The following is a 19,262-nucleotide window of genomic DNA, read 5'->3' as shown; positions in this document are numbered from 1 at the left end:
AGCCCGGTTTTCCGGGCTCTGTTTTTTAACTCTTCCAGAACGGAGGGAAGAAGAGAACTAAAATCGTCAGAATTTCCAGCCTTCCCATCAACATACCAAAACTCAGAATCCATTTTGCCACCGCCGGAAGGGTGGCAAAGTTACCGGTAGGTCCGATCACATCCCCCATTCCCGGACCAACATTGGCGACAGCGGTAACCGCTCCGGAAATGCTGGTGGTCGGATCCAGTCCAAGACTGCCCAGGCATCCGGCGATAATGATAATGGTGGCAAAAAAGGTGATACCAAAGGCCACAACGGAACGGACGATATCGTCATTGACCGGTCTCTGGTTGTAGCGCTGAACAAAGACTCCGGAAGGGTGAATCAGGCGCATCATCTGCTTGTCCAGAAGCGTTTTAGCAATCTGAAAGCGGAATATCTTTATACCACCGGAAGTGGATCCGGAGCAGGCGCCTGCCAGCATTAAAAATACAAACAGAACAGTAGGAAGCGCGCCCCAGGCGGTAAAGTCTTCAAGCCCGTAGCCTGTGGTTGTGACCACAGAGACGATATTGAACATGGACACCCGGATAGCGTCAGCAAAGCTATAGCCATTATGGAACTGCAGCCATGCCGCAACAATCAGGCTGGCAACAATAAACAGATAAGCAAAGCCTCTTACCTGCGCATCATGGATAAGAGCACTCAGGCTGCGCTTTTTCATTGCGGTAACAAACAGCAGGAAAGGCAGGCCACCAAGGAACATAAATATGGTTCCTACCCAGTGGGCACCGTTTGAGAAGTGGTTCATGGAGCCATCGGAGGTGGAATAGCCACCGGTAGAGAGGGTGGTAAAGGCATGATTGATGGCATCAAAGGGCCCCATTCCGGTAAGCAGGTAGCCAATCAGGCAAGCCAGCGTCAGGGTAACGTAGACAGTCACAATATTGAATGCCACTGTCTTAGCCCTTGGTGCGCTTTTATCTGACCAGTCGGAAGATTCCGTCTGGAACAGCTTCATACCACCTACGTTCAGCATAGGCAGGATGGCTACGGCCATTACGATAAAGCCCACTCCGCCCAGCCATTGCAGGGTTGAGCGCCATAAAAGTATGCTGGGAGCCATATCATCCAGCCCGCTTAATACCGTTGAACCCGTTGTGGTGATACCGGACATGGTTTCAAAGTAGGCATCGGTAAAGCTGATATGGTTGATAAACACAAAGGGCAGCGCTGCAAAGGCGCTGGAAATGGTCCAGACCAGCGAGGTGATCAGGAACATATCTCTGACACCAAGACGGAATCTTTTTGTCCTGCCAAAGGTCAGACACAGGAAGGCAGCGGTATGAGTAATGATGACTGCTTTACCAAACTCCAGAAATCCCCCGGTACCGGAAAAGAACGCCACCAGAGTTGGCACGTACATAAAAAGCGCTATCTTAGACAGCACCAGTCCGATAACAAAAAGTATGGGGCGATAGTTAACCATGACAGATCTTATAAGAAGAACGGGCTAGGCTGGAACAGAGCTTCAACGTCAGGGATAAACTTCTTGTCCACCAGGAACATCACGACGTGGTCATCCTGTTCAATGATGGTGTTGTCGTGAGCGATATGTACCTCTTCACCACGGACAACGGCACCGATAGTGGTACCCGGCGGCAGTCTGAGGTCGCCGATAGCCCGGCCAACCACTTTGGATGTGGACTCATCGCCGTGAGCAACGGCTTCGATGGCTTCTGCTGCGCCTCTGCGAAGAGAGGATACATTGACAATATCGGCGCGTCTCACATGGGTAAGCAGGGCTGAAATGGTTGCCTGCTGAGGTGAGATTGCCACATCGATAACACCACCCTGAACCAGATCCACGTACGCTCCGCGCTGGATAAGTACCATGGCCTTTTTCGCACCCAGTTTTTTAGCCAGCATGGCAGACATGATATTGGTTTCATCTTCGTTGGTCAGTGCAATAAATACATCAACCTGATCGATGTTCTCTTCTGTCAACAGCTCCTGATCGGCCGCATCACCACAGAAAACAATGGTGTTCTCCAGCTCTTCAGACAGCTTCTCAGCCCGGCTGTAACTCTTTTCAATCAGTTTTACGCTGTATTCCGATTCCAGACGCTTAGCCAGCGCAGCACCTATATTACCGCCACCGACAATCATGATACGGCGGTAAGGCTTCTCCAGCCTCTGCAGTTCACTCATTACCGAGCGGATATGGTTGCTGGCTGCAACGAAGAAGACTTCATCATCGGCTTCGATAATGGTGGTTCCCTGAGGGCGGATCGGACGGCCCTGACGGAAAATGGCGGCAACACGGGTATCGATATGCGGCATATGGTCGCGCAGTGTCGAAAGCGCATTACCCACAAGCGGACCACCGTAATAAGCTTTAACGGCCACCAGACTCACTCGTTTATCGGCGAAGCTAACCACCTGCAGAGCGCCCGGATACTGGATCAGTTTCTGGATATAGCTGGTTACCAGCTCTTCCGGTGCAATCAGGTGATCCACAGGAATCGCCCCGGACTGGAACAGAGCATCTTTCTCTTTGATGTACTCGTGAGAGCGGATCCGGGCAATACGGTTTGGTGTATTGAACAGAGAAAATACCACCTGACAGGCAGCCATATTGGTTTCATCTGAGTTGGTTACCGCAACCAGCATATCTGCGTCCTGGGCTCCGGCTTCCTGCAGAGTACCCGGATGGCTGGCGTAGCCGGTGACTACCCGTAAATCATATTTGTCCTGAAGCTCTCTGAGCCTGTCTCCATCGCGGTCAACAACGGTAATATCGTTGTTCTCACCTACCAGGTTCTCTGCCAGTGTTCCGCCTACCTGACCCGCTCCAAGAATGATGATTTTCATAACGGTTTGTTCTCTGTTCTAAGTTTTATTGTGCTTTTTGTAAAACTGCGTAGTAGAAGCCATCCATATCCTCTTCACCCGGAAGGATCTGGCGACCCGGATTCTCAGGGTCTGACTCTACAAGAACAGCATTTTCGGTTCTTGCTAAAAATGCTTTCACCTGCTCACTGTTTTCCTGAGGAGTAATGGAACAGGTTGCGTAAACCATTGTGCCACCAGCTTTTAGTTGTTGCCACATAGCATCTATGATTTCAGACTGAAGTTGGGAAAGCGCTTCAATATCTTCTGCACGACGCAGCCATTTTATATCCGGGTGACGGCGAATAACGCCGGTCGCAGAACATGGCGCATCCAGCAGGATGCGGTCAAACTGTTCACCCTGCCACCACTCTTCCGGGGCTCTGGCATCTCCGCAGATCACTTCCGCTTTCAGGTTCAGACGTTTCAGGTTGTCATAAACACGTTTAAGGCGGCTGTCGTCACAATCGATAGCCACTACTCTGCTGTCCTGAGTTCTTTCAAGAATATGGGCTGTTTTTCCGCCCGGTGCTGCGCAGCAGTCAAGGATTAGCTCGCCATCTTTTGGTGTCAGATAGTTTACCGAAAGCTGAGCGGCGGCGTCCTGAACCGAAACCCAGCCTTTATCAAAGCCGGGCAGTTTGGTGACATCACAGGCACTTTCAAGTTTCAGTGCATCTTCCGCTTGTGGATGAAGTGTTGCACTGATGTCTTCTTTTTCAAGAAGAGCAAGGTACTCATCTCTTGTGTGATGCTTGCTGTTTACCCGTAGCCACATAGGCGCTTTGCTGTTATTGGCTTCAACGATAGATTCCCAGCTGTCCGGATAAGCTTCCTTTAACAGCTTGAGAAGCCAGCTCGGATGGGCATATTTACCGGCATCATGGCTGACAGAGAAGGTATCCAGCTCTTCCTGGTTTCTCTGGTAGTTGCGCAGAACCGCGTTGATAAGACCGCGAAGTCTCGGTTCTCTGAGCGTCTTGGTAGCTTCTACGGTTTCACCGACTGCAGCATGAGCCGGAATACGCATGTAGTTTAGCTGATACAGGCCCACAAGAATCAGGTGGTGCAGGACTCTCTTTTTGCCTTTAAGCGGGTTATCCATCAGCTGTCCGGCAATGGATTCAAGCCTTGGCAGATAACGAAGAGCACCGTAACAGATCTCCTGTAACAGGGCGTGGTCTCTGGGTTTAATTGTCTGCTGGGCAAGTGGCAGTGCGGTGGACAGTGATTGTCCCTTATCGACTACCTGGAAGAGAACTTTGGCTGCTGCAGCGCGAACATTCATTCTGTGAACCTATTGAATTCTGTTGCTAAGGTCCCTGCGCAGCAGGGACGACTTAATGGATTAATTTAGCTGAGAGTTTACTTCAAACCAGCTTGCACGAGAGTTCAGTACGTCCTGAACTGACATGGCTTTCTTACCCGGAATCTGAATCTGTTCCAGTACAAGAACATCTTTCCCGGTCATCACGTGGATGCCGGTTTTATCTGCTTTGAGGATGGTTCCGGCGGGTTTATCTGAACTGCTTTGTTCAACCTTTGCCTGCCATACTTTGACGTTATTCTCTTCAACAGAAAAATAACTCATCGGCCATGGATTAAAGGCGCGAATGCATCGTTCAATAAACTCAGCATCCTGAGTCCAGTCGATTTTGGCTTCTTCCTTGGAAAGCTTTTTCGCGTAGTTAGCTTGTTCATCGTCCTGCTTAACAGGAACCGCTTTACCTTCAGCGATATCCGCAAGGCATTCAACAAGCGCTTCAGGGCCTAGCTCAGCCAGTTTTTCATACATGGAAGTACTGGTATCTGTGGCTTCAATAGGCAGAGTTGCAATCTTTAGCATATCGCCGGTATCCAGCCCGATATCCATCTGCATAATGGTTACACCGGTTTCTTTATCACCAGCCCAGATAGATCGCTGAATCGGAGCGGCACCACGCCAGCGTGGCAGGATAGAGCCGTGCACATTGATACAGCCCAACTTAGGCGTATCCAGTACCTGCTGAGGCAACAACAAGCCGTAAGCAACGACAACCATAATGTCCGCGTTAAGCTCAGCAAGTTCCTGTTTAGCTTCGTCAGATTTGAAGTTTTCTGGCTGATAGACAGGAATATCATTTTCCAGGGCGATATTTTTTACAGGACTTGCAGTAAGTTTTTTACCGCGACCGGCAGGTCGGTCAGGCTGGGTATAAACCGCAATGACCTCATGCTCCGAAGACAACAACGCCGCCAGGTGACGGGCGGCGAAGTCCGGAGTACCTGCAAAGACAATACGTAATGACTGGCTCAAGGTAACCTCTTATTAATTGTTGCGTTCGTTGAATTTTTTGATTTTCTCAAGCTTATCTTTGATGCGCTTGCGCTTCAGAGGAGAAAGGTAATCAACAAAAAGCTTGCCTTCCAGATGGTCCAGTTCATGCTGAACGCAGATAGCCAGCAGATCTTCAGCTTCGAATGTAAACTCTTTACCGTCACGGTTCAGAGCTTTCACCGAAACCTCATGAGCGCGGGGAATAAGAGCACGTGCCCCCGGAACCGACAGACAGCCTTCTTCAATGCCGTCTTCACCACGTTTTTCTGTGATTTCAGGGTTAATCAGAACCATTGGCTGATCACGGCTATCTGAAATATCGATAACCACTATGCGCTGATGAATATTAACCTGTGTCGCCGCAAGACCAATGCCTTCTTCTGCGTACATGGTTTCAATCATATCATCGATAATTTGTTGAATTTCCGGTGTTACCTCTTCAACAGGCTTTGCGACTGTACGAAGGCGATCATCCGGGAAAACTAGAACTTGTAATACAGACATATCTTCTCGAAATATTGAGTTGTTGAGCCAGCTTTATAAAATTTACGCAATTTTAGACACTTTTTAGCCTAAATGACAGCGCTGCTACTGGCGTATTGCAGGTATTTTACTCCTTTTTTCCGGCAGGTTTTATTTCTTTTTTCATCAGTAAAGCTTTTGCGCTCAGAATCTTATATTTCATAACGGGTTAGCTGAAATACGCTTTTTAAAAAAAAGCGTTATAGATCGGCTGATAAATGCTAAGAATCCTCGAAAGATAAGTGAATAATATAGATCCAGAGCCTTCGAATCGCAGATTATTGCTCCACCTGAAACTACTGGTTCTGAATATGACATCTGAAAAACTTTCCGCATGGTTAACTCTGAGTTTTACTCCCTACCTGGGAGGAAACCGGCTATCACGGTTACTCAGATACGGTTCGGCTGAGGAAATCATTAACTTTACTCCGGAAAGGTTGAGGGGGCTTGGGTTTAAAGAGGTTCAGATCTCCTTTATTAAGGATAAAGCCAGAGCGGAGGTTGAATCTTGTCTTAAGTGGCGCGAGCGCAGTCATGACCAGCATATTATTACCTCTGCCAGTCCTGATTATCCGCCTCTTCTCAAAGAGATTAGTGCTTTTCCTCCGGTTTTATTTATTAAAGGTAACCCTTCCGTTTTATCTGAGCCTCAGCTTGCGATTGTGGGCAGCCGTAATGCTTCTGTTCATGGCTTAAACCACGCCCGGCAGTTTGCCCGGGACTTAGCTCAAAAGGGGCTGACAATCACAAGCGGAATGGCTTTGGGAGTAGATGGCTACGCTCATGATGGTGCGCTGGCCGGTGAGGGGAATACGATTGCTGTTCTTGGCTCGGGGCTGGATAATCTCTACCCAAAAAGGCATAAAAAGCTGGCACAGAGAATTATTGAAAATGGAGGGGCGTTGGTATCTGAGTTCCGGCCGGATGCTTTTCCAAGGCCTGAGCACTTTCCCAGAAGAAACCGCATCATTAGCGGCATGTCTCTTGGTGTGCTGGTTGTTGAGGCGGCGGAGAAAAGCGGCTCTTTGATAACAGCAAGATATGCCCTTGAGCAGGGCAGAGAGGTGTTTGCTCTGCCTGGTTCAATAAACTCACCGGGTGCAAGAGGTTGCAATGCCTTGATTAAGGAGGGTGCCTGCCTGGTTCAGTCCTCATCAGATATCTTAACTGAGGTCGAATACATCATGACCTGGTCAGCAAACAGGCAAAAAGACCTTTTTCACCACGAAGCGGACAATGAAGAATTGCCATTTACCGAACTCTTAGCTAACGTAGGAATAGAAGAGGCGACACCGGTTGATATTTTGGCAGAGAGAACCAATATCCCTGTCAATGAGATCATGATGCAGCTTCTGGAGCTCGAGCTTCAAGGGCATGTTGCCGCTGTATCCGGCGGTTATATTCGAACGAGGAGGGGTTAGCTATGATGGACATTCTGATGTATTTGTTCGAAACCTACATTCATAGCGATGTAGAGTTGATGGTAGACCAGGACGAGCTTGAAGAAGAGCTATTGAGAGCAGGCTTTCACCAGGAGGAGATCTATAAGGCTCTGGACTGGTTAGAAGACCTGGCTGCTCTACAGCAGAGTGATGCGCAGTCTGCGATCACTATGAGTGCTGCCACATCAACCCGTATTTATACTGCCAAAGAGATGGAAAAACTGGATGTGACAAGCCGAGGTTTCCTTCTTTTCCTTGAGCAGGTGAATGTGCTGACCACAGAAACCCGGGAAATGGTTATCGACCGAGTGATGGGACTGGAAACCCCGGAGCTGCAACTTGATGATCTGAAGTGGGTGATTTTGATGGTTCTGTTTAACGTACCGGGTAATGAAAACGCTTTTACCTTAATGGAAGAGTTGTTATATACCGCGGAAACCGGAGTCTTGCACTAATTGAGTGGAAAGATAGACCACAGTTTATTTGAGGCGCATGAGCATGCGCTGGAACATGAGCCTTGCCCCTTATGTGGTGGAGAGTTGACTCTCCGCCATGGAAAGCATGGCCCCTTTCTTGGTTGCACTAACTATCCTGAGTGTGACTATATCAAACCTCTCCATCAAAATGATGGGCATATCGTAAAAGAGCTGGGAGTGCCTTGCCCTGAGTGTCAGCGTGAGCTGGTTTTACGTCAGGGACGCTATGGGATGTTTATAGGTTGTAGCGGTTATCCGGAGTGTAATCATATTGAGTCTCTGGATCAGAGTGAAGAAGAGGCAGAACCTGAGAAACTGGCTTGTCCTGAGTGTGGCAAAGGGCATCTGGTGGAGCGTAAGTCCCGCTACGGCAAGACTTTCTATGCCTGTGATAACTATCCTAAGTGTAAATTTGCAGTGAATCAGAAGCCTGTTAAAGGTAAATGTGAGAAGTGCGGGTTTCCGTTGCTGGTGGAAAAGTCACTGGCTAGCGGGGTTCGTTATCAGTGCGCTGATCGTAAGTGTCATCATACGCAGGAGGTTTAGCTGTCAGTTATCGGCTTTTAGCTGTCAGAAGGTGAGCGGATTAAATCAGGCCGCTTTAGTTTAAGGACGCCGCGAGTACGTCCATGTAGGCTTCAATTTTTCGTCCATGAAAAATAGACCTTAAACTAAAGCAACCTGATTCAATCAGTTAGAACTTGGCTACGCTTTCCTTTAGAGCCGGGTAAGCTTCTTCATCAAGAATTGCTGCTAACTTAGTTAGCTCCTGCTTGAGCTCTTTAACTGAAGCGGCTGACACGTTTATGTGTCCCATCTTTCTTCCCGGACGCTTTTCCTTTCCGTACCAGTGGATATGGCAGGATTTCTGGGAAAGCACTTCTTTTGGAAGCGTGTCTTCTCCAAGAATATTGACCATGGAAGTCGGGCGAATCAGTTCTGTGCCTCCCAGAGGCATCCCACATACTGCACGCAGATGATTTTCAAACTGACAAACTTCAGCGCCTTGCTGAGTCCAGTGACCGGAATTATGAACTCGTGGTGCGATTTCGTTGACCAGAAGCTTTCCCTGTACATCAAAGAATTCAAGTGCCAGAACACCGACATAATCCAGTTCATTTGCCACAGAGGTAAACATCGCTTTTGCCTGAGCCTGAAGCGCTTCGTCAATTATGGCTGTAGAGAGTGTGAGTACGCCGTTGGTGTGTACATTTTCTGCAAGCGGGTAAACGGCAACATCACCACCTTTACCACGCGCACCTACCAGAGAGACTTCTCTGTCGAATGGCACAAACTCTTCTGCCACAATCGCCTGATTTGGTGTTTCAGCGATGCATTGAGCCATTTCCGGCCAGATAGCTTCTGCCTGATCTGCCTGCTTTAAGCGCCACTGGCCTTTACCATCGTAACCGCCAAGTGTGCTTTTAAGAACCATAGGAATGCCTACGTGTTCAATGGCCGCTTTAAAGTCTTCTTCGTTGTTAATAACGAAATACTTGGCGTTAGAAACGTCGGCTTTATCCAGAAGCGCTTTTTCCAGCCTGCGGTCACCACCGGCTTTGATTGCTTCTGTACTTGGAAGGAACTTACCGCTCTTCTCACAGATATCCAGCACATCGTGAGGAATATGTTCAAACTCAGCGGTAATCACATCCGCCTGATCTATGGCGTTCTGCAGGCCATGACCAAGAACTTCAAGTGTCAGCGGATGCACAATATTCTCGCTTCGCACGTCGAAAGCGGATATCTGAATATTCAGCGGAGCACCGGCAAGAGCCATCATTCTTGCCAGCTGTCCAGCACCTAAAACCAATACCTGCATTGAAATTAGTCCTCAGCCGGGTTTGGGTTTGCCAGAACAGTGTCTGTTTGCTCAGTGCGGAAGGCTTCTACCTTCGCCATTACCTCTTCATCGTGTGTACCTATGATCTGTGCTGCAAGGATACCTGCATTGGCCGCACCTGCTTCACCGATAGCCAGCGTGCCCACTGCAATGCCTTTAGGCATCTGAACAATGGAAAGCAGTGAATCCATACCTTTCAGAGCTCGTGACTGAACAGGTACACCAAGAACAGGAAGGCTTGTGAAGGCTGCTGTCATACCCGGAAGGTGAGCTGCACCGCCGGCACCGGCGATAATCACCTTAATACCACGCTCTTTTGCACTGTTAGCATAGTCAGCCAGCAGTTGTGGAGTTCGGTGTGCAGAAACCACTTTGGTTTCGTATGGAACGCCAAATTGATCAAGCATATCTGCTGCCAGTTTCATTGTTGGCCAGTCTGACTTTGAACCCATGATAATTCCGACTTTCATCCCTAACTCCTGCAATTTTAATAAAGGTAAGTAGATAATTTGCGCGCATTATAAGGGGAAAATAGCGCAAGGAAAACGTTTGCGTCAGTTATTTTTACCTTATTTATATTTTGCAAACAATTAGGCTTAGGCAGTTTAAATGGGAATTAGTACACTATTCTTTATAGAAAACAGAGATGAGCTGACGATGAGTGATTTAAAACAGGCTGTTCAGGCATTGGTTGATGGCGAAGTGATTGCCTATCCGACAGAGGGCGTATTTGGCGTTGGATGTGACCCTGATAATAAAAGCGCGATCCAAAAACTGCTGGATATCAAGCAGCGCCCGATAGAAAAGGGGCTCATTCTGATTGCGGCAAACTATGAGCAGCTTATTCCCTATATTGATGAAAGCCAGCTTAGCGCTGAACAGCTGAAAGAAATTCATAGCACCTGGCCCGGTCCGGTAACCTGGGTGATGCCGGTGAGTAAAAAGGTGACTGACTTTGTATCCGGCCAGTTTGATTCTGTAGCAGTCAGGGTTACGGATCATCCGTTGGTCAGAGAGTTATGTCATGCCTTTGGTAAGCCTGTTACTTCTACCAGTGCAAACCTAACAGGGCAGCCTCCCTGCATGACTACGGAAGAAGTTGTCGATCAGTTAGGTGAGACGGGTGTTGTGATTCTTGATGGTAAAACCGGTGGCAGGGATAAACCCTCAGAAATCAGAGATGCAAGAAGCTCTAAGGTACTGCGTCAGGGGTAAAACAGAGTTGTTGCTAAATTTGTCTGAAGTGATAGGGTCTTAAGATGACCCTTTTTTAATTTTGTAGGCAAGGAAATGGCTAGCGCACCCGAACAGTACCTCGTATTTGGTAACCCTATCTCTCAAAGTAAATCTCCTTTTATTCATACGCTTTTTGCTCGTCAGACGATGCAGAATATGGTGTATGCAACGGCACAGCCGGAAGTTGATGCTTTTCAGGAATCAGCTAAAGCTTTTTTTGAGCAAGGCGGAAAGGGGTGCAATATCACGGTTCCATTTAAAGAGGATGCTTTTAAGTTCGCTGACCGCCTGACGGAAAGGGCACAGTTAGCAGGAGCGGTAAATACGCTCAAAAAGCTTGATGATGGAGAAATCATTGGTGATAACACTGATGGAGAAGGCCTGGTTCAGGACTTGCTGCAGTATCAGGTTCCGTTAAAAGGCGTGCGAATTCTGATTATCGGTGCAGGTGGTGCGGCAAGAGGGGTTATTAAGCCTCTGTTAGATAAAGAACCGGCAGAGCTGGTTATCACTAACCGTACTTTTGAAAAAGCTCAAACACTTGAAGAGATGTTTCAACCATATGGAAACGTAAAAGCGGTTCCTATGGAGTCGATCAATGAATCTTTCGATGTGATTATTAACTCTACTTCAGCAAGCTTACACAAACAGCTACCGGATATTTCGGCCGCAATATTCTGCGAAACAAGCGTGTCTTATGACATGATGTATGGTGCAGGTATCACTACTTTCAGCCAGTGGGCAATGGATAGTGGTGTTGCAAAGGCTTATGACGGGTTGGGAATGCTGGTAGGACAGGCTGCAGAAAGCTTTATGCTATGGCGTGGTATAAGACCGGGCACCAAGCAGATCCTCAGAGAACTAAGAAAGAACCTGGAAGGTCAATAATGAATCAGTCTATTCTTTTTCCTGATATTCAAACCTGGGATGCAGACAGTGAAAAGGTGGTTTTTCCTGCTCAGCAATCTGGTGCGCTGATCGAGTGTGAGATATCAAAATCAAAACTGGAAGGCATTTCGGGAGCGTCTGTAGATAGCGAAGAAGAGGCTCTTCAACAGTTCAAAACTTGTCGCTTTGATATTGAAGAGCTGGCCGAAGAGTTAATAGAAGACGAGATGTTTAACTCAAAAGGCAGAATAGAGATTAATTAGCCTTCTACCGGCATTACATGCGTAAGGTAGTCATTTTTAGTCTCTACATAGTTATCTGCGGACTTTTGTAAGAAGGCTCGTTCCTCATCCTTTAGTGGGCGAGCCTGTTTTACCGGACTTCCTATATAGAGGTAGCCGCTTTCCAGTACTTTATTTGGCGGAACCAGGCTTCCCGCACCTATCATAACCTCTTCTTCTATTACCGCGCCGTCCAGTACGATAGAAGCCATGCCGACTAATACTCTGTCTTTAATAGTACAACCATGCAGCATGACTTTATGGCCTACAGTAACATCATTACCGATTATTAAGGGATAACCGATCGGGTTTTCCTTATTCTTATGCGTAACATGAAGAACACTGCCATCCTGAATATTGGTGCGCTTTCCTATAGAAATATGGTTAACATCACCTCTGGCTGCCACTAAAGGCCAAATACTTGAGTTTTCTCCAATGGCGATATCGCCTATTAACACAGCGCTATCGTCAATATATACGTGTTCCCCTACTTTGGGGCTAATTCCTTTATAGCTTCGTAATTTGCTCATAATTTGTCCTCAACTTGGGTTTTCTAGCATATAGGTTTGAAGAAAATTAGTAAAATTGGCCCTTTTCGAACAAAAAACATCCGAACAGTAAAAAAAAAGAAATAATTGCAAAAAAGGGCTTGCCAATGTGACGCATGTCTCTATAATGCGCCCTCACTGACACGGCGGACACCGAAAGGAAACGTCGAAATCAGTTGGACGAACCGCTGGCAACAGCGGCTAGCAAAAAGATTTAAAAAAGTGTTTGACACTGTGATTTATCTCGCTAGAATGCACGTCCGCTTTGAGGGAAAGCCTCGAAGCAAAGCTCTTTAACAATTTAAACCTATCAATCTGTGTGGGCACTCGTTGATGACAATCAAAATAGTTTCTTCGGAAACAATTTGGTTTCAATGAACTGAGTGACCAATCGATAGAAATATCGGCACAGTCAATTCAACATTACATGTAATGTTATCAGTATTCATTGAGCCTCAAAATCTTAAATTGAAGAGTTTGATCATGGCTCAGATTGAACGCTGGCGGCAGGCCTAACACATGCAAGTCGAGCGGAAACGACATAAACAATCCTTCGGGTGCGCTTATGGGCGTCGAGCGGCGGACGGGTGAGTAATGCTTAGGAAGTTGCCCTGGTGAGGGGGATAACCATTGGAAACGATGGCTAATACCGCATAACACCTTTGGGTCAAAGTGGGGGATCTTCGGACCTCACGCATCCGGATACGCCTAAGTGAGATTAGCTAGTTGGTGAGGTAAAGGCTCACCAAGGCGACGATCTCTAGCTGGTCTGAGAGGATGATCAGCCACACTGGAACTGAGACACGGTCCAGACTCCTACGGGAGGCAGCAGTGGGGAATATTGCACAATGGGCGCAAGCCTGATGCAGCCATGCCGCGTGTGTGAAGAAGGCCTTCGGGTTGTAAAGCACTTTCAGCAGTGAGGAAGGTAGTAAGTTTAATACGCTTATTATTTGACGTTAGCTGCAGAAGAAGCACCGGCTAACTCCGTGCCAGCAGCCGCGGTAATACGGAGGGTGCGAGCGTTAATCGGAATTACTGGGCGTAAAGCGCATGCAGGTGGTTTGTTAAGTCAGATGTGAAAGCCCGGGGCTCAACCTCGGAAGGTCATTTGAAACTGGCAAGCTAGAGTACTGTAGAGGGGGGTAGAATTTCAGGTGTAGCGGTGAAATGCGTAGAGATCTGAAGGAATACCGGTGGCGAAGGCGGCCCCCTGGACAGATACTGACACTCAGATGCGAAAGCGTGGGGAGCAAACAGGATTAGATACCCTGGTAGTCCACGCCGTAAACGATGTCTACTTGGAGGTTGTTCCCTTGAGGAGTGGCTTTCGGAGCTAACGCGTTAAGTAGACCGCCTGGGGAGTACGGTCGCAAGATTAAAACTCAAATGAATTGACGGGGGCCCGCACAAGCGGTGGAGCATGTGGTTTAATTCGATGCAACGCGAAGAACCTTACCTACTCTTGACATCCAGAGAAGCTAGAAGAGATTTTAGTGTGCCTTCGGGAACTCTGAGACAGGTGCTGCATGGCTGTCGTCAGCTCGTGTTGTGAAATGTTGGGTTAAGTCCCGCAACGAGCGCAACCCTTATCCTTGTTTGCCAGCGAGTAATGTCGGGAACTCCAGGGAGACTGCCGGTGATAAACCGGAGGAAGGTGGGGACGACGTCAAGTCATCATGGCCCTTACGAGTAGGGCTACACACGTGCTACAATGGCGCATACAGAGGGCGGCAAGCTTGCGAAAGTTAGCGAATCCCAAAAAGTGCGTCGTAGTCCGGATTGGAGTCTGCAACTCGACTCCATGAAGTCGGAATCGCTAGTAATCGTGGATCAGAATGCCACGGTGAATACGTTCCCGGGCCTTGTACACACCGCCCGTCACACCATGGGAGTGGGCTGCAAAAGAAGTAGGTAGTTTAACCTTCGGGGGGACGCTTACCACTTTGTGGTTCATGACTGGGGTGAAGTCGTAACAAGGTAGCCCTAGGGGAACCTGGGGCTGGATCACCTCCTTAAACGATAGATTGTTGTTGATTAGTGTCCACACAGATTGATTAGGTTTAGAAAGTAAAGAGACGATGCTGGGTCTGTAGCTCAGGTGGTTAGAGCGTTCGCCTGATAAGCGAGAGGTCGGTGGTTCAAGTCCACTCAGACCCACCAATTTTTCTTCCCGGTTGAATTGGATGGCATCGACACTTTTGATGGGGCTATAGCTCAGCTGGGAGAGCGCCTGCCTTGCACGCAGGAGGTCAGCAGTTCGATCCTGCTTAGCTCCACCATCTTTAAGGGTTTTTCCTTAAGAATCTTTAAAAATGGTTTTCGAAAGAAAATCTTTGCTCTTTAACAATTTGGAAAGCTGACAATTATCTATTTTGATTGAATAGATAATGTAAAAGTTCTCAAATCCTATTTCTTAGGAAATAGGTACCAAAACAACACATTCAAGTGTTCTTGGGAATGACATTTATGTTGTTCATATTTGAGTCCGGCAAAATCGTGTCTGCACATGTATAAAAATGCAGACAAACTTTGGTTGTTTGATTAAACAATCTTAAGCGTTTCTTCGAAACTTCTTGGGGTTGTATGGTTAAGTGACTAAGCGTACACGGTGGATGCCTTGGCAGTCAGAGGCGATGAAGGACGTATTAACTTGCGATAAGCCCAGATTAGGCAGTAAAAGCCACTTGAGTCTGGGATTTCCGAATGGGGAAACCCACTTACATAAGTAAGTATCCTTAACTGAATACATAGGTTAAGGAGGCGAACCGGGGGAACTGAAACATCTAAGTACCCCGAGGAAAAGAAATCAACCGAGATTCCGAAAGTAGCGGCGAGCGAAATTGGACTAGCCCTTAAGCTTTTAATGATACAGGTGAAGGCTCTGGAAAGTGCCGCGATACAGGGTGATAGCCCCGTAACCGACATATCATTTTAAGTGAAATCGAGTAAGGCGGGACACGTGATATCCTGTCTGAATATGGGGGGACCATCCTCCAAGGCTAAATACTACTGACTGACCGATAGTGAACCAGTACCGTGAGGGAAAGGCGAAAAGAACCCCTGTGAGGGGAGTGAAATAGAACCTGAAACCGTGTACGTACAAGCAGTAGGAGCCCCATCACTAAGCTTGGTGATGATGTGCTCATTGCGAGTACTTTTGCTGATGGCGGTTAACAATGCGTCTTTTTGCATTGTTCAACCTAGCAAATCAAGCAGAGGTGGCTTAGTGATGGGGTGACTGCGTACCTTTTGTATAATGGGTCAGCGACTTATATTCAGTGGCAAGGTTAACCATTTAGGGGAGCCGTAGGGAAACCGAGTCTTAACTGGGCGTTTAGTCTCTGGATATAGACCCGAAACCAGGTGATCTAGCCATGGGCAGGTTGAAGGTTGAGTAACATCAACTGGAGGACCGAACCGACTAATGTTGAAAAATTAGCGGATGACTTGTGGCTAGGGGTGAAAGGCCAATCAAACCTGGAGATAGCTGGTTCTCCCCGAAAGCTATTTAGGTAGCGCCTCGGACGAATACTACTGGGGGTAGAGCACTGTTAAGGCTAGGGGGTCATCCCGACTTACCAACCCTTTGCAAACTCCGAATACCAGTAAGTACTATCCGGGAGACACACGGCGGGTGCTAACGTCCGTCGTGGAGAGGGAAACAACCCAGACCGCCAGCTAAGGTCCCAAATTATAGCTAAGTGGGAAACGATGTGGGAAGGCTAAAACAGCTAGGATGTTGGCTTAGAAGCAGCCATCATTTAAAGAAAGCGTAATAGCTCACTAGTCGAGTCGGCCTGCGCGGAAGATGTAACGGGGCTAAGCTATAAACCGAAGCTGCGGCTGCATACTTTGTATGCGGGGTAGGGGAGCGTTCTGTAAGCCGTTGAAGGTGTATCGTAAGGTATGCTGGAGGTATCAGAAGTGCGAATGCTGACATGAGTAACGATAATGGGGGTGAAAAACCTCCACGCCGGAAGACCAAGGGTTCCTGTCCAACGTTAATCGGGGCAGGGTAAGTCGACCCCTAAGGCGAGGCTGAAAAGCGTAGTCGATGGGAAACGGGTTAATATTCCCGTACTTCTTACAATTGCGATGGGGGGACGGAGAAGGCTAGGTGGGCCTGGCGACGGTTGTCCAGGTTCAAGTGCGTAGGCTTGAGAGTTAGGTAAATCCGGCTCTCTTTAAGGCTGAGACACGACGTCGAGCTGCTACGGCAGTGAAGTCATTGATGCCATGCTTCCAGGAAAAGCCTCTAAGCTTCAGATTGTAAGGAATCGTACCCCAAACCGACACAGGTGGTCGGGTAGAGAATACCAAGGCGCTTGAGAGAACTCGGGTGAAGGAACTAGGCAAAATGGTACCGTAACTTCGGGAGAAGGTACGCTCTTAACGGTGAAGTCCCTTGCGGATGGAGCTATTGAGAGTCGCAGATACCAGGTGGCTGCAACTGTTTATTAAAAACACAGCACTGTGCAAAATCGTAAGATGACGTATACGGTGTGACGCCTGCCCGGTGCCGGAAGGTTAATTGATGGGGTTAGACTTAGGTCGAAGCTCTTGATCGAAGCCCCGGTAAACGGCGGCCGTAACTATAACGGTCCTAAGGTAGCGAAATTCCTTGTCGGGTAAGTTCCGACCTGCACGAATGGCGTAATGATGGCCACGCTGTCTCCACCCGAGACTCAGTGAAATTGAAATCGCTGTGAAGATGCAGTGTACCCGCGGCTAGACGGAAAGACCCCGTGAACCTTTACTACAGCTTGGCACTGAACATTGAGCCTACATGTGTAGGATAGGTGGGAGGCTTTGAACCCGTGTCGCCAGATACGGTGGAGCCATCCTTGAAATACCACCCTTGTATGTTTGATGTTCTAACTTAGCCCCATTATCTGGGGTGAGGACAGTGCCTGGTGGGTAGTTTGACTGGGGCGGTCTCCTCCCAAAGAGTAACGGAGGAGCACGAAGGTGGGCTAATCACGGTTGGACATCGTGAGGTTAGTGCAATGGCATAAGCCCGCTTGACTGCGAGAATGACAATTCGAGCAGGTGCGAAAGCAGGTCATAGTGATCCGGTGGTTCTGAATGGAAGGGCCATCGCTCAACGGATAAAAGGTACTCCGGGGATAACAGGCTGATACCGCCCAAGAGTTCATATCGACGGCGGTGTTTGGCACCTCGATGTCGGCTCATCACATCCTGGGGCTGAAGTCGGTCCCAAGGGTATGGCTGTTCGCCATTTAAAGTGGTACGCGAGCTGGGTTTAGAACGTCGTGAGACAGTTCGGTCCCTATCTGCCGTGGGCGTTGGAGAATTGAAAGGGGCTGCTCCTAGTACGAGAGGACCGGAGTGGACGAACCTCTGGTGTTCGGGTTGTCATGCCAATGGCATTGCCCGGTAGCTAAGTTCGGAATCGATAACCGCTGAAAGCATCTAAGCGGGAAGCGAGCCTTGAGATGAGTTCTCCCTGGCAGTTTAACTGTCCTAAAGGGTTGTCGTAGACTACGACGTTGATAGGCAGGGTGTGTAAGCGTTGTGAGGCGTTGAGCTAACCTGTACTAATTGCCCGTGAGGCTTAACCATACAACACCCAAGGGGTTTTGATGGACTCAAAGCAAGAACGAATAAACTTGAATGTGAATTGAGAATCTGGCCCTGGGCCCTGGGAACGGACTTCGTCCTACAGGCACTGGGAAAAGAAAAGACAGCTTTCCGAATTGATAAGGTACTTTGTCCCAGGGCCTATAAACCCAGGGCCCAGGGCCTTATAAAAAGAATTTGCTTGGCGACCATAGCATTGTGGACCCACCTGATTCCATGCCGAACTCAGAAGTGAAACGCAATAGCGCCGATGGTAGTGTGGGGTTTCCCCATGTGAGAGTAGGACATCGCCAGGCTTTGAACACCTTTTTGTTTTCAGATTTTTCAGAAAAATCTAAAGGCAAAAACTGATAGCTGACAGCTTAGGACTGACAGCTTGATGAGTGGAGCGGTAGTTCAGTTGGTTAGAATACCGGCCTGTCACGCCGGGGGTCGCGGGTTCGAGTCCCGTCCGCTCCGCCACTTTATATGAAACCTCAGTCGAAAGGCTGAGGTTTTTTGTATGTGTTGAATTTAGAGGGAAATATTGTGCTTTCTGAAAATCGGCCCTGGGCCCTGGGGACGGACTTCGTCCTATAGGCCCTGGGATGGTGTGCTAGATACCACTTTCCCAGGGCCCAGGCACCAGCAGGGAGCTTGCGACCGATCTTAGGGCCTGCAGTCGAATCAAATTTTGCACAGCCCCATAGTTAGTAAAAGTGACCCCCGTAACATTTAAAATCCAAAACCTAATCCAGTGTATTCACTCGTACTTTTTATTGGAAAAATAGCGGCATATAGCTACAATCACAGCCAGTTTATCGATGTGAGTAGGTTGTATGAACCAGTTTTCAGTTTTGGCGTTTATCGCGGTGGGGGGAGCATTTGGTGCATGTTCCCGGTATTTGATCTCTGAGTTGTGTGTGGTTTTTCTGGGACGAGGTTTTCCCTATGGTACGCTTACAGTTAATGTTGTGGGTTCTTTTATTATGGGGCTTCTGATTGCGGCTTTTGAGAATGAGATGCTTGCGGTGGCTCCATGGCGCCAGATTATCGGCCTGGGCTTTCTTGGTGCACTGACAACCTTTTCTACCTTCTCGATGGATAACGTGCTCCTGATGCAGCAGGGGGCCTTTTTTAAGATGGGTGTTAATGTATTGCTTAACGTACTGCTTAGCATTACAGCTGCCTGGGTGGGGTTTCAGTTGCTAATAAAAAGCTAAGAAAATAGGCTTTAGTAAAAGAAATGAGA

15 protein-coding genes, 3 tRNA genes and 3 rRNA genes are annotated in these 19,262 nt (G+C 48.1%); 13 read left to right on the top strand and 8 right to left on the bottom strand.

Annotated features, from left to right (window positions below):
- Window positions 1-25: 25 nt before the first annotated feature.
- The 5 genes from L3Q72_RS14725 to def are packed head-to-tail and all read right to left on the bottom strand — an operon-like array spanning window position 26 to window position 5,695.
- Window positions 26-1,471 (bottom strand): TrkH family potassium uptake protein, encoded by a 1,446-nt coding sequence (locus L3Q72_RS14725; protein WP_275130641.1) that lies wholly within the window; start codon window positions 1,469-1,471, stop codon window positions 26-28.
- A gap of 8 nt (window positions 1,472-1,479) precedes the next feature.
- The gene (gene trkA / locus L3Q72_RS14720) at window positions 1,480-2,856 is read right to left on the bottom strand and encodes a Trk system potassium transporter TrkA (RefSeq protein WP_275130640.1); all 1,377 of its coding nucleotides are present in this window, start codon (window positions 2,854-2,856) and stop codon (window positions 1,480-1,482) included.
- Window positions 2,857-2,881: 25 nt separating this feature from the next.
- The gene (rsmB, locus tag L3Q72_RS14715) at window positions 2,882-4,162 is read right to left on the bottom strand and encodes a 16S rRNA (cytosine(967)-C(5))-methyltransferase RsmB (RefSeq protein ID WP_275130639.1); all 1,281 of its coding nucleotides are present in this window, start codon (window positions 4,160-4,162) and stop codon (window positions 2,882-2,884) included.
- A gap of 60 nt (window positions 4,163-4,222) precedes the next feature.
- Window positions 4,223-5,170, bottom strand: coding sequence for a methionyl-tRNA formyltransferase (fmt, locus tag L3Q72_RS14710; protein ID WP_275130638.1), 948 nt, complete (start codon window positions 5,168-5,170; stop codon window positions 4,223-4,225).
- 12 nt (window positions 5,171-5,182) lie between these two features.
- Window positions 5,183-5,695 carry a peptide deformylase gene (def, locus tag L3Q72_RS14705; protein WP_275130637.1) on the bottom strand — a complete coding sequence of 171 codons (513 nt, stop codon included), beginning with the start codon at window positions 5,693-5,695 and terminating at the stop codon, window positions 5,183-5,185.
- A gap of 329 nt (window positions 5,696-6,024) precedes the next feature.
- On the opposite strand from def, the gene dprA reads away from it, so the two are divergent.
- Genes dprA through L3Q72_RS14690 form a run of 3 tightly spaced genes read left to right on the top strand, consistent with a single transcriptional unit; the run spans window position 6,025 to window position 8,177 of the window.
- Entirely contained in the window at window positions 6,025-7,134 is a 1,110-nt protein-coding gene (gene dprA, locus L3Q72_RS14700) for a DNA-processing protein DprA (RefSeq protein ID WP_275130636.1), read from the top strand.
- Window positions 7,135-7,136: 2 nt separating this feature from the next.
- Window positions 7,137-7,610, top strand: coding sequence for a DUF494 family protein (locus L3Q72_RS14695; RefSeq protein WP_275130635.1), 474 nt, complete (start codon window positions 7,137-7,139; stop codon window positions 7,608-7,610).
- Entirely contained in the window at window positions 7,611-8,177 is a 567-nt protein-coding gene (locus L3Q72_RS14690; RefSeq protein WP_275130634.1) for a topoisomerase DNA-binding C4 zinc finger domain-containing protein, read from the top strand. It abuts the gene before it with no gap.
- A 148-nt stretch (window positions 8,178-8,325) separates the two neighbouring features.
- Here L3Q72_RS14690 and L3Q72_RS14685 read toward each other — a convergent pair whose 3' ends face one another.
- Together L3Q72_RS14685 and purE are read right to left on the bottom strand one after the other, a co-directional pair.
- Window positions 8,326-9,453, bottom strand: coding sequence for a 5-(carboxyamino)imidazole ribonucleotide synthase (locus L3Q72_RS14685; protein WP_275130633.1), 1,128 nt, complete (start codon window positions 9,451-9,453; stop codon window positions 8,326-8,328).
- A gap of 5 nt (window positions 9,454-9,458) precedes the next feature.
- Window positions 9,459-9,944, bottom strand: a complete 486-nt coding sequence (gene purE, locus L3Q72_RS14680; RefSeq protein WP_275130632.1) for a 5-(carboxyamino)imidazole ribonucleotide mutase — start codon at window positions 9,942-9,944, stop codon at window positions 9,459-9,461.
- Window positions 9,945-10,131: 187 nt separating this feature from the next.
- Between purE and L3Q72_RS14675 the strand changes: the two genes are divergently transcribed.
- The 3 genes from L3Q72_RS14675 to L3Q72_RS14665 all read left to right on the top strand — a co-directional run bounded on the left by L3Q72_RS14675 (window position 10,132) and on the right by L3Q72_RS14665 (window position 11,861).
- Window positions 10,132-10,689: an L-threonylcarbamoyladenylate synthase gene (locus L3Q72_RS14675; protein WP_275132125.1), complete on the top strand. Its 558-nt coding sequence runs from the start codon at window positions 10,132-10,134 to the stop codon at window positions 10,687-10,689.
- A gap of 75 nt (window positions 10,690-10,764) precedes the next feature.
- Complete coding sequence (aroE, locus tag L3Q72_RS14670) at window positions 10,765-11,598, top strand: shikimate dehydrogenase (protein WP_275130631.1); 834 nt, start codon at window positions 10,765-10,767, stop codon at window positions 11,596-11,598.
- Window positions 11,598-11,861 (top strand): DUF1488 domain-containing protein, encoded by a 264-nt coding sequence (locus L3Q72_RS14665; protein WP_275130630.1) that lies wholly within the window; start codon window positions 11,598-11,600, stop codon window positions 11,859-11,861. The genes aroE and L3Q72_RS14665 overlap by 1 nt, the downstream gene beginning before the upstream one ends.
- Here the strand turns inward: L3Q72_RS14665 and L3Q72_RS14660 are convergent.
- On the bottom strand, window positions 11,858-12,409 hold the full coding sequence (locus tag L3Q72_RS14660; protein WP_275130629.1) for a gamma carbonic anhydrase family protein: 552 nt from the start codon (window positions 12,407-12,409) through the stop codon (window positions 11,858-11,860). The two genes, L3Q72_RS14665 and L3Q72_RS14660, sit on opposite strands and share 4 nt — an antisense overlap.
- Window positions 12,410-12,892: 483 nt before the next feature.
- Between L3Q72_RS14660 and L3Q72_RS14655 the strand changes: the two genes are divergently transcribed.
- From L3Q72_RS14655 to crcB, 7 genes are all read left to right on the top strand, one after another.
- Window positions 12,893-14,445: ribosomal RNA gene (locus L3Q72_RS14655) — 16S ribosomal RNA — on the top strand.
- 68 nt (window positions 14,446-14,513) lie between these two features.
- A tRNA-Ile gene (locus L3Q72_RS14650) sits at window positions 14,514-14,590 on the top strand.
- A 43-nt stretch (window positions 14,591-14,633) separates the two neighbouring features.
- A tRNA-Ala gene (locus tag L3Q72_RS14645) sits at window positions 14,634-14,709 on the top strand.
- A gap of 306 nt (window positions 14,710-15,015) precedes the next feature.
- A 23S ribosomal RNA gene (locus tag L3Q72_RS14640) occupies window positions 15,016-18,013 on the top strand.
- A 198-nt stretch (window positions 18,014-18,211) separates the two neighbouring features.
- Window positions 18,212-18,327 (top strand): 5S ribosomal RNA (gene rrf, locus L3Q72_RS14635).
- The 16S, 23S and 5S rRNA genes sit together here with 3 tRNA genes alongside, the layout of an rRNA operon.
- A gap of 89 nt (window positions 18,328-18,416) precedes the next feature.
- Window positions 18,417-18,493 (top strand) — tRNA-Asp (locus L3Q72_RS14630).
- Window positions 18,494-18,849: 356 nt separating this feature from the next.
- Complete coding sequence (gene crcB, locus L3Q72_RS14625; protein ID WP_275130628.1) at window positions 18,850-19,233, top strand: fluoride efflux transporter CrcB; 384 nt, start codon at window positions 18,850-18,852, stop codon at window positions 19,231-19,233.
- The last annotated feature ends 29 nt before the right edge of the window (window positions 19,234-19,262 follow it).

Origin of the sequence: Vibrio sp. JC009, assembly GCF_029016485.1 — a bacterium.
GTDB lineage: Bacteria > Pseudomonadota > Gammaproteobacteria > Enterobacterales > Vibrionaceae > Vibrio.
The sequence above is the reverse complement of the archived record's forward strand: the minus strand, read 5'-3'. Positions and strand labels throughout refer to the sequence as shown.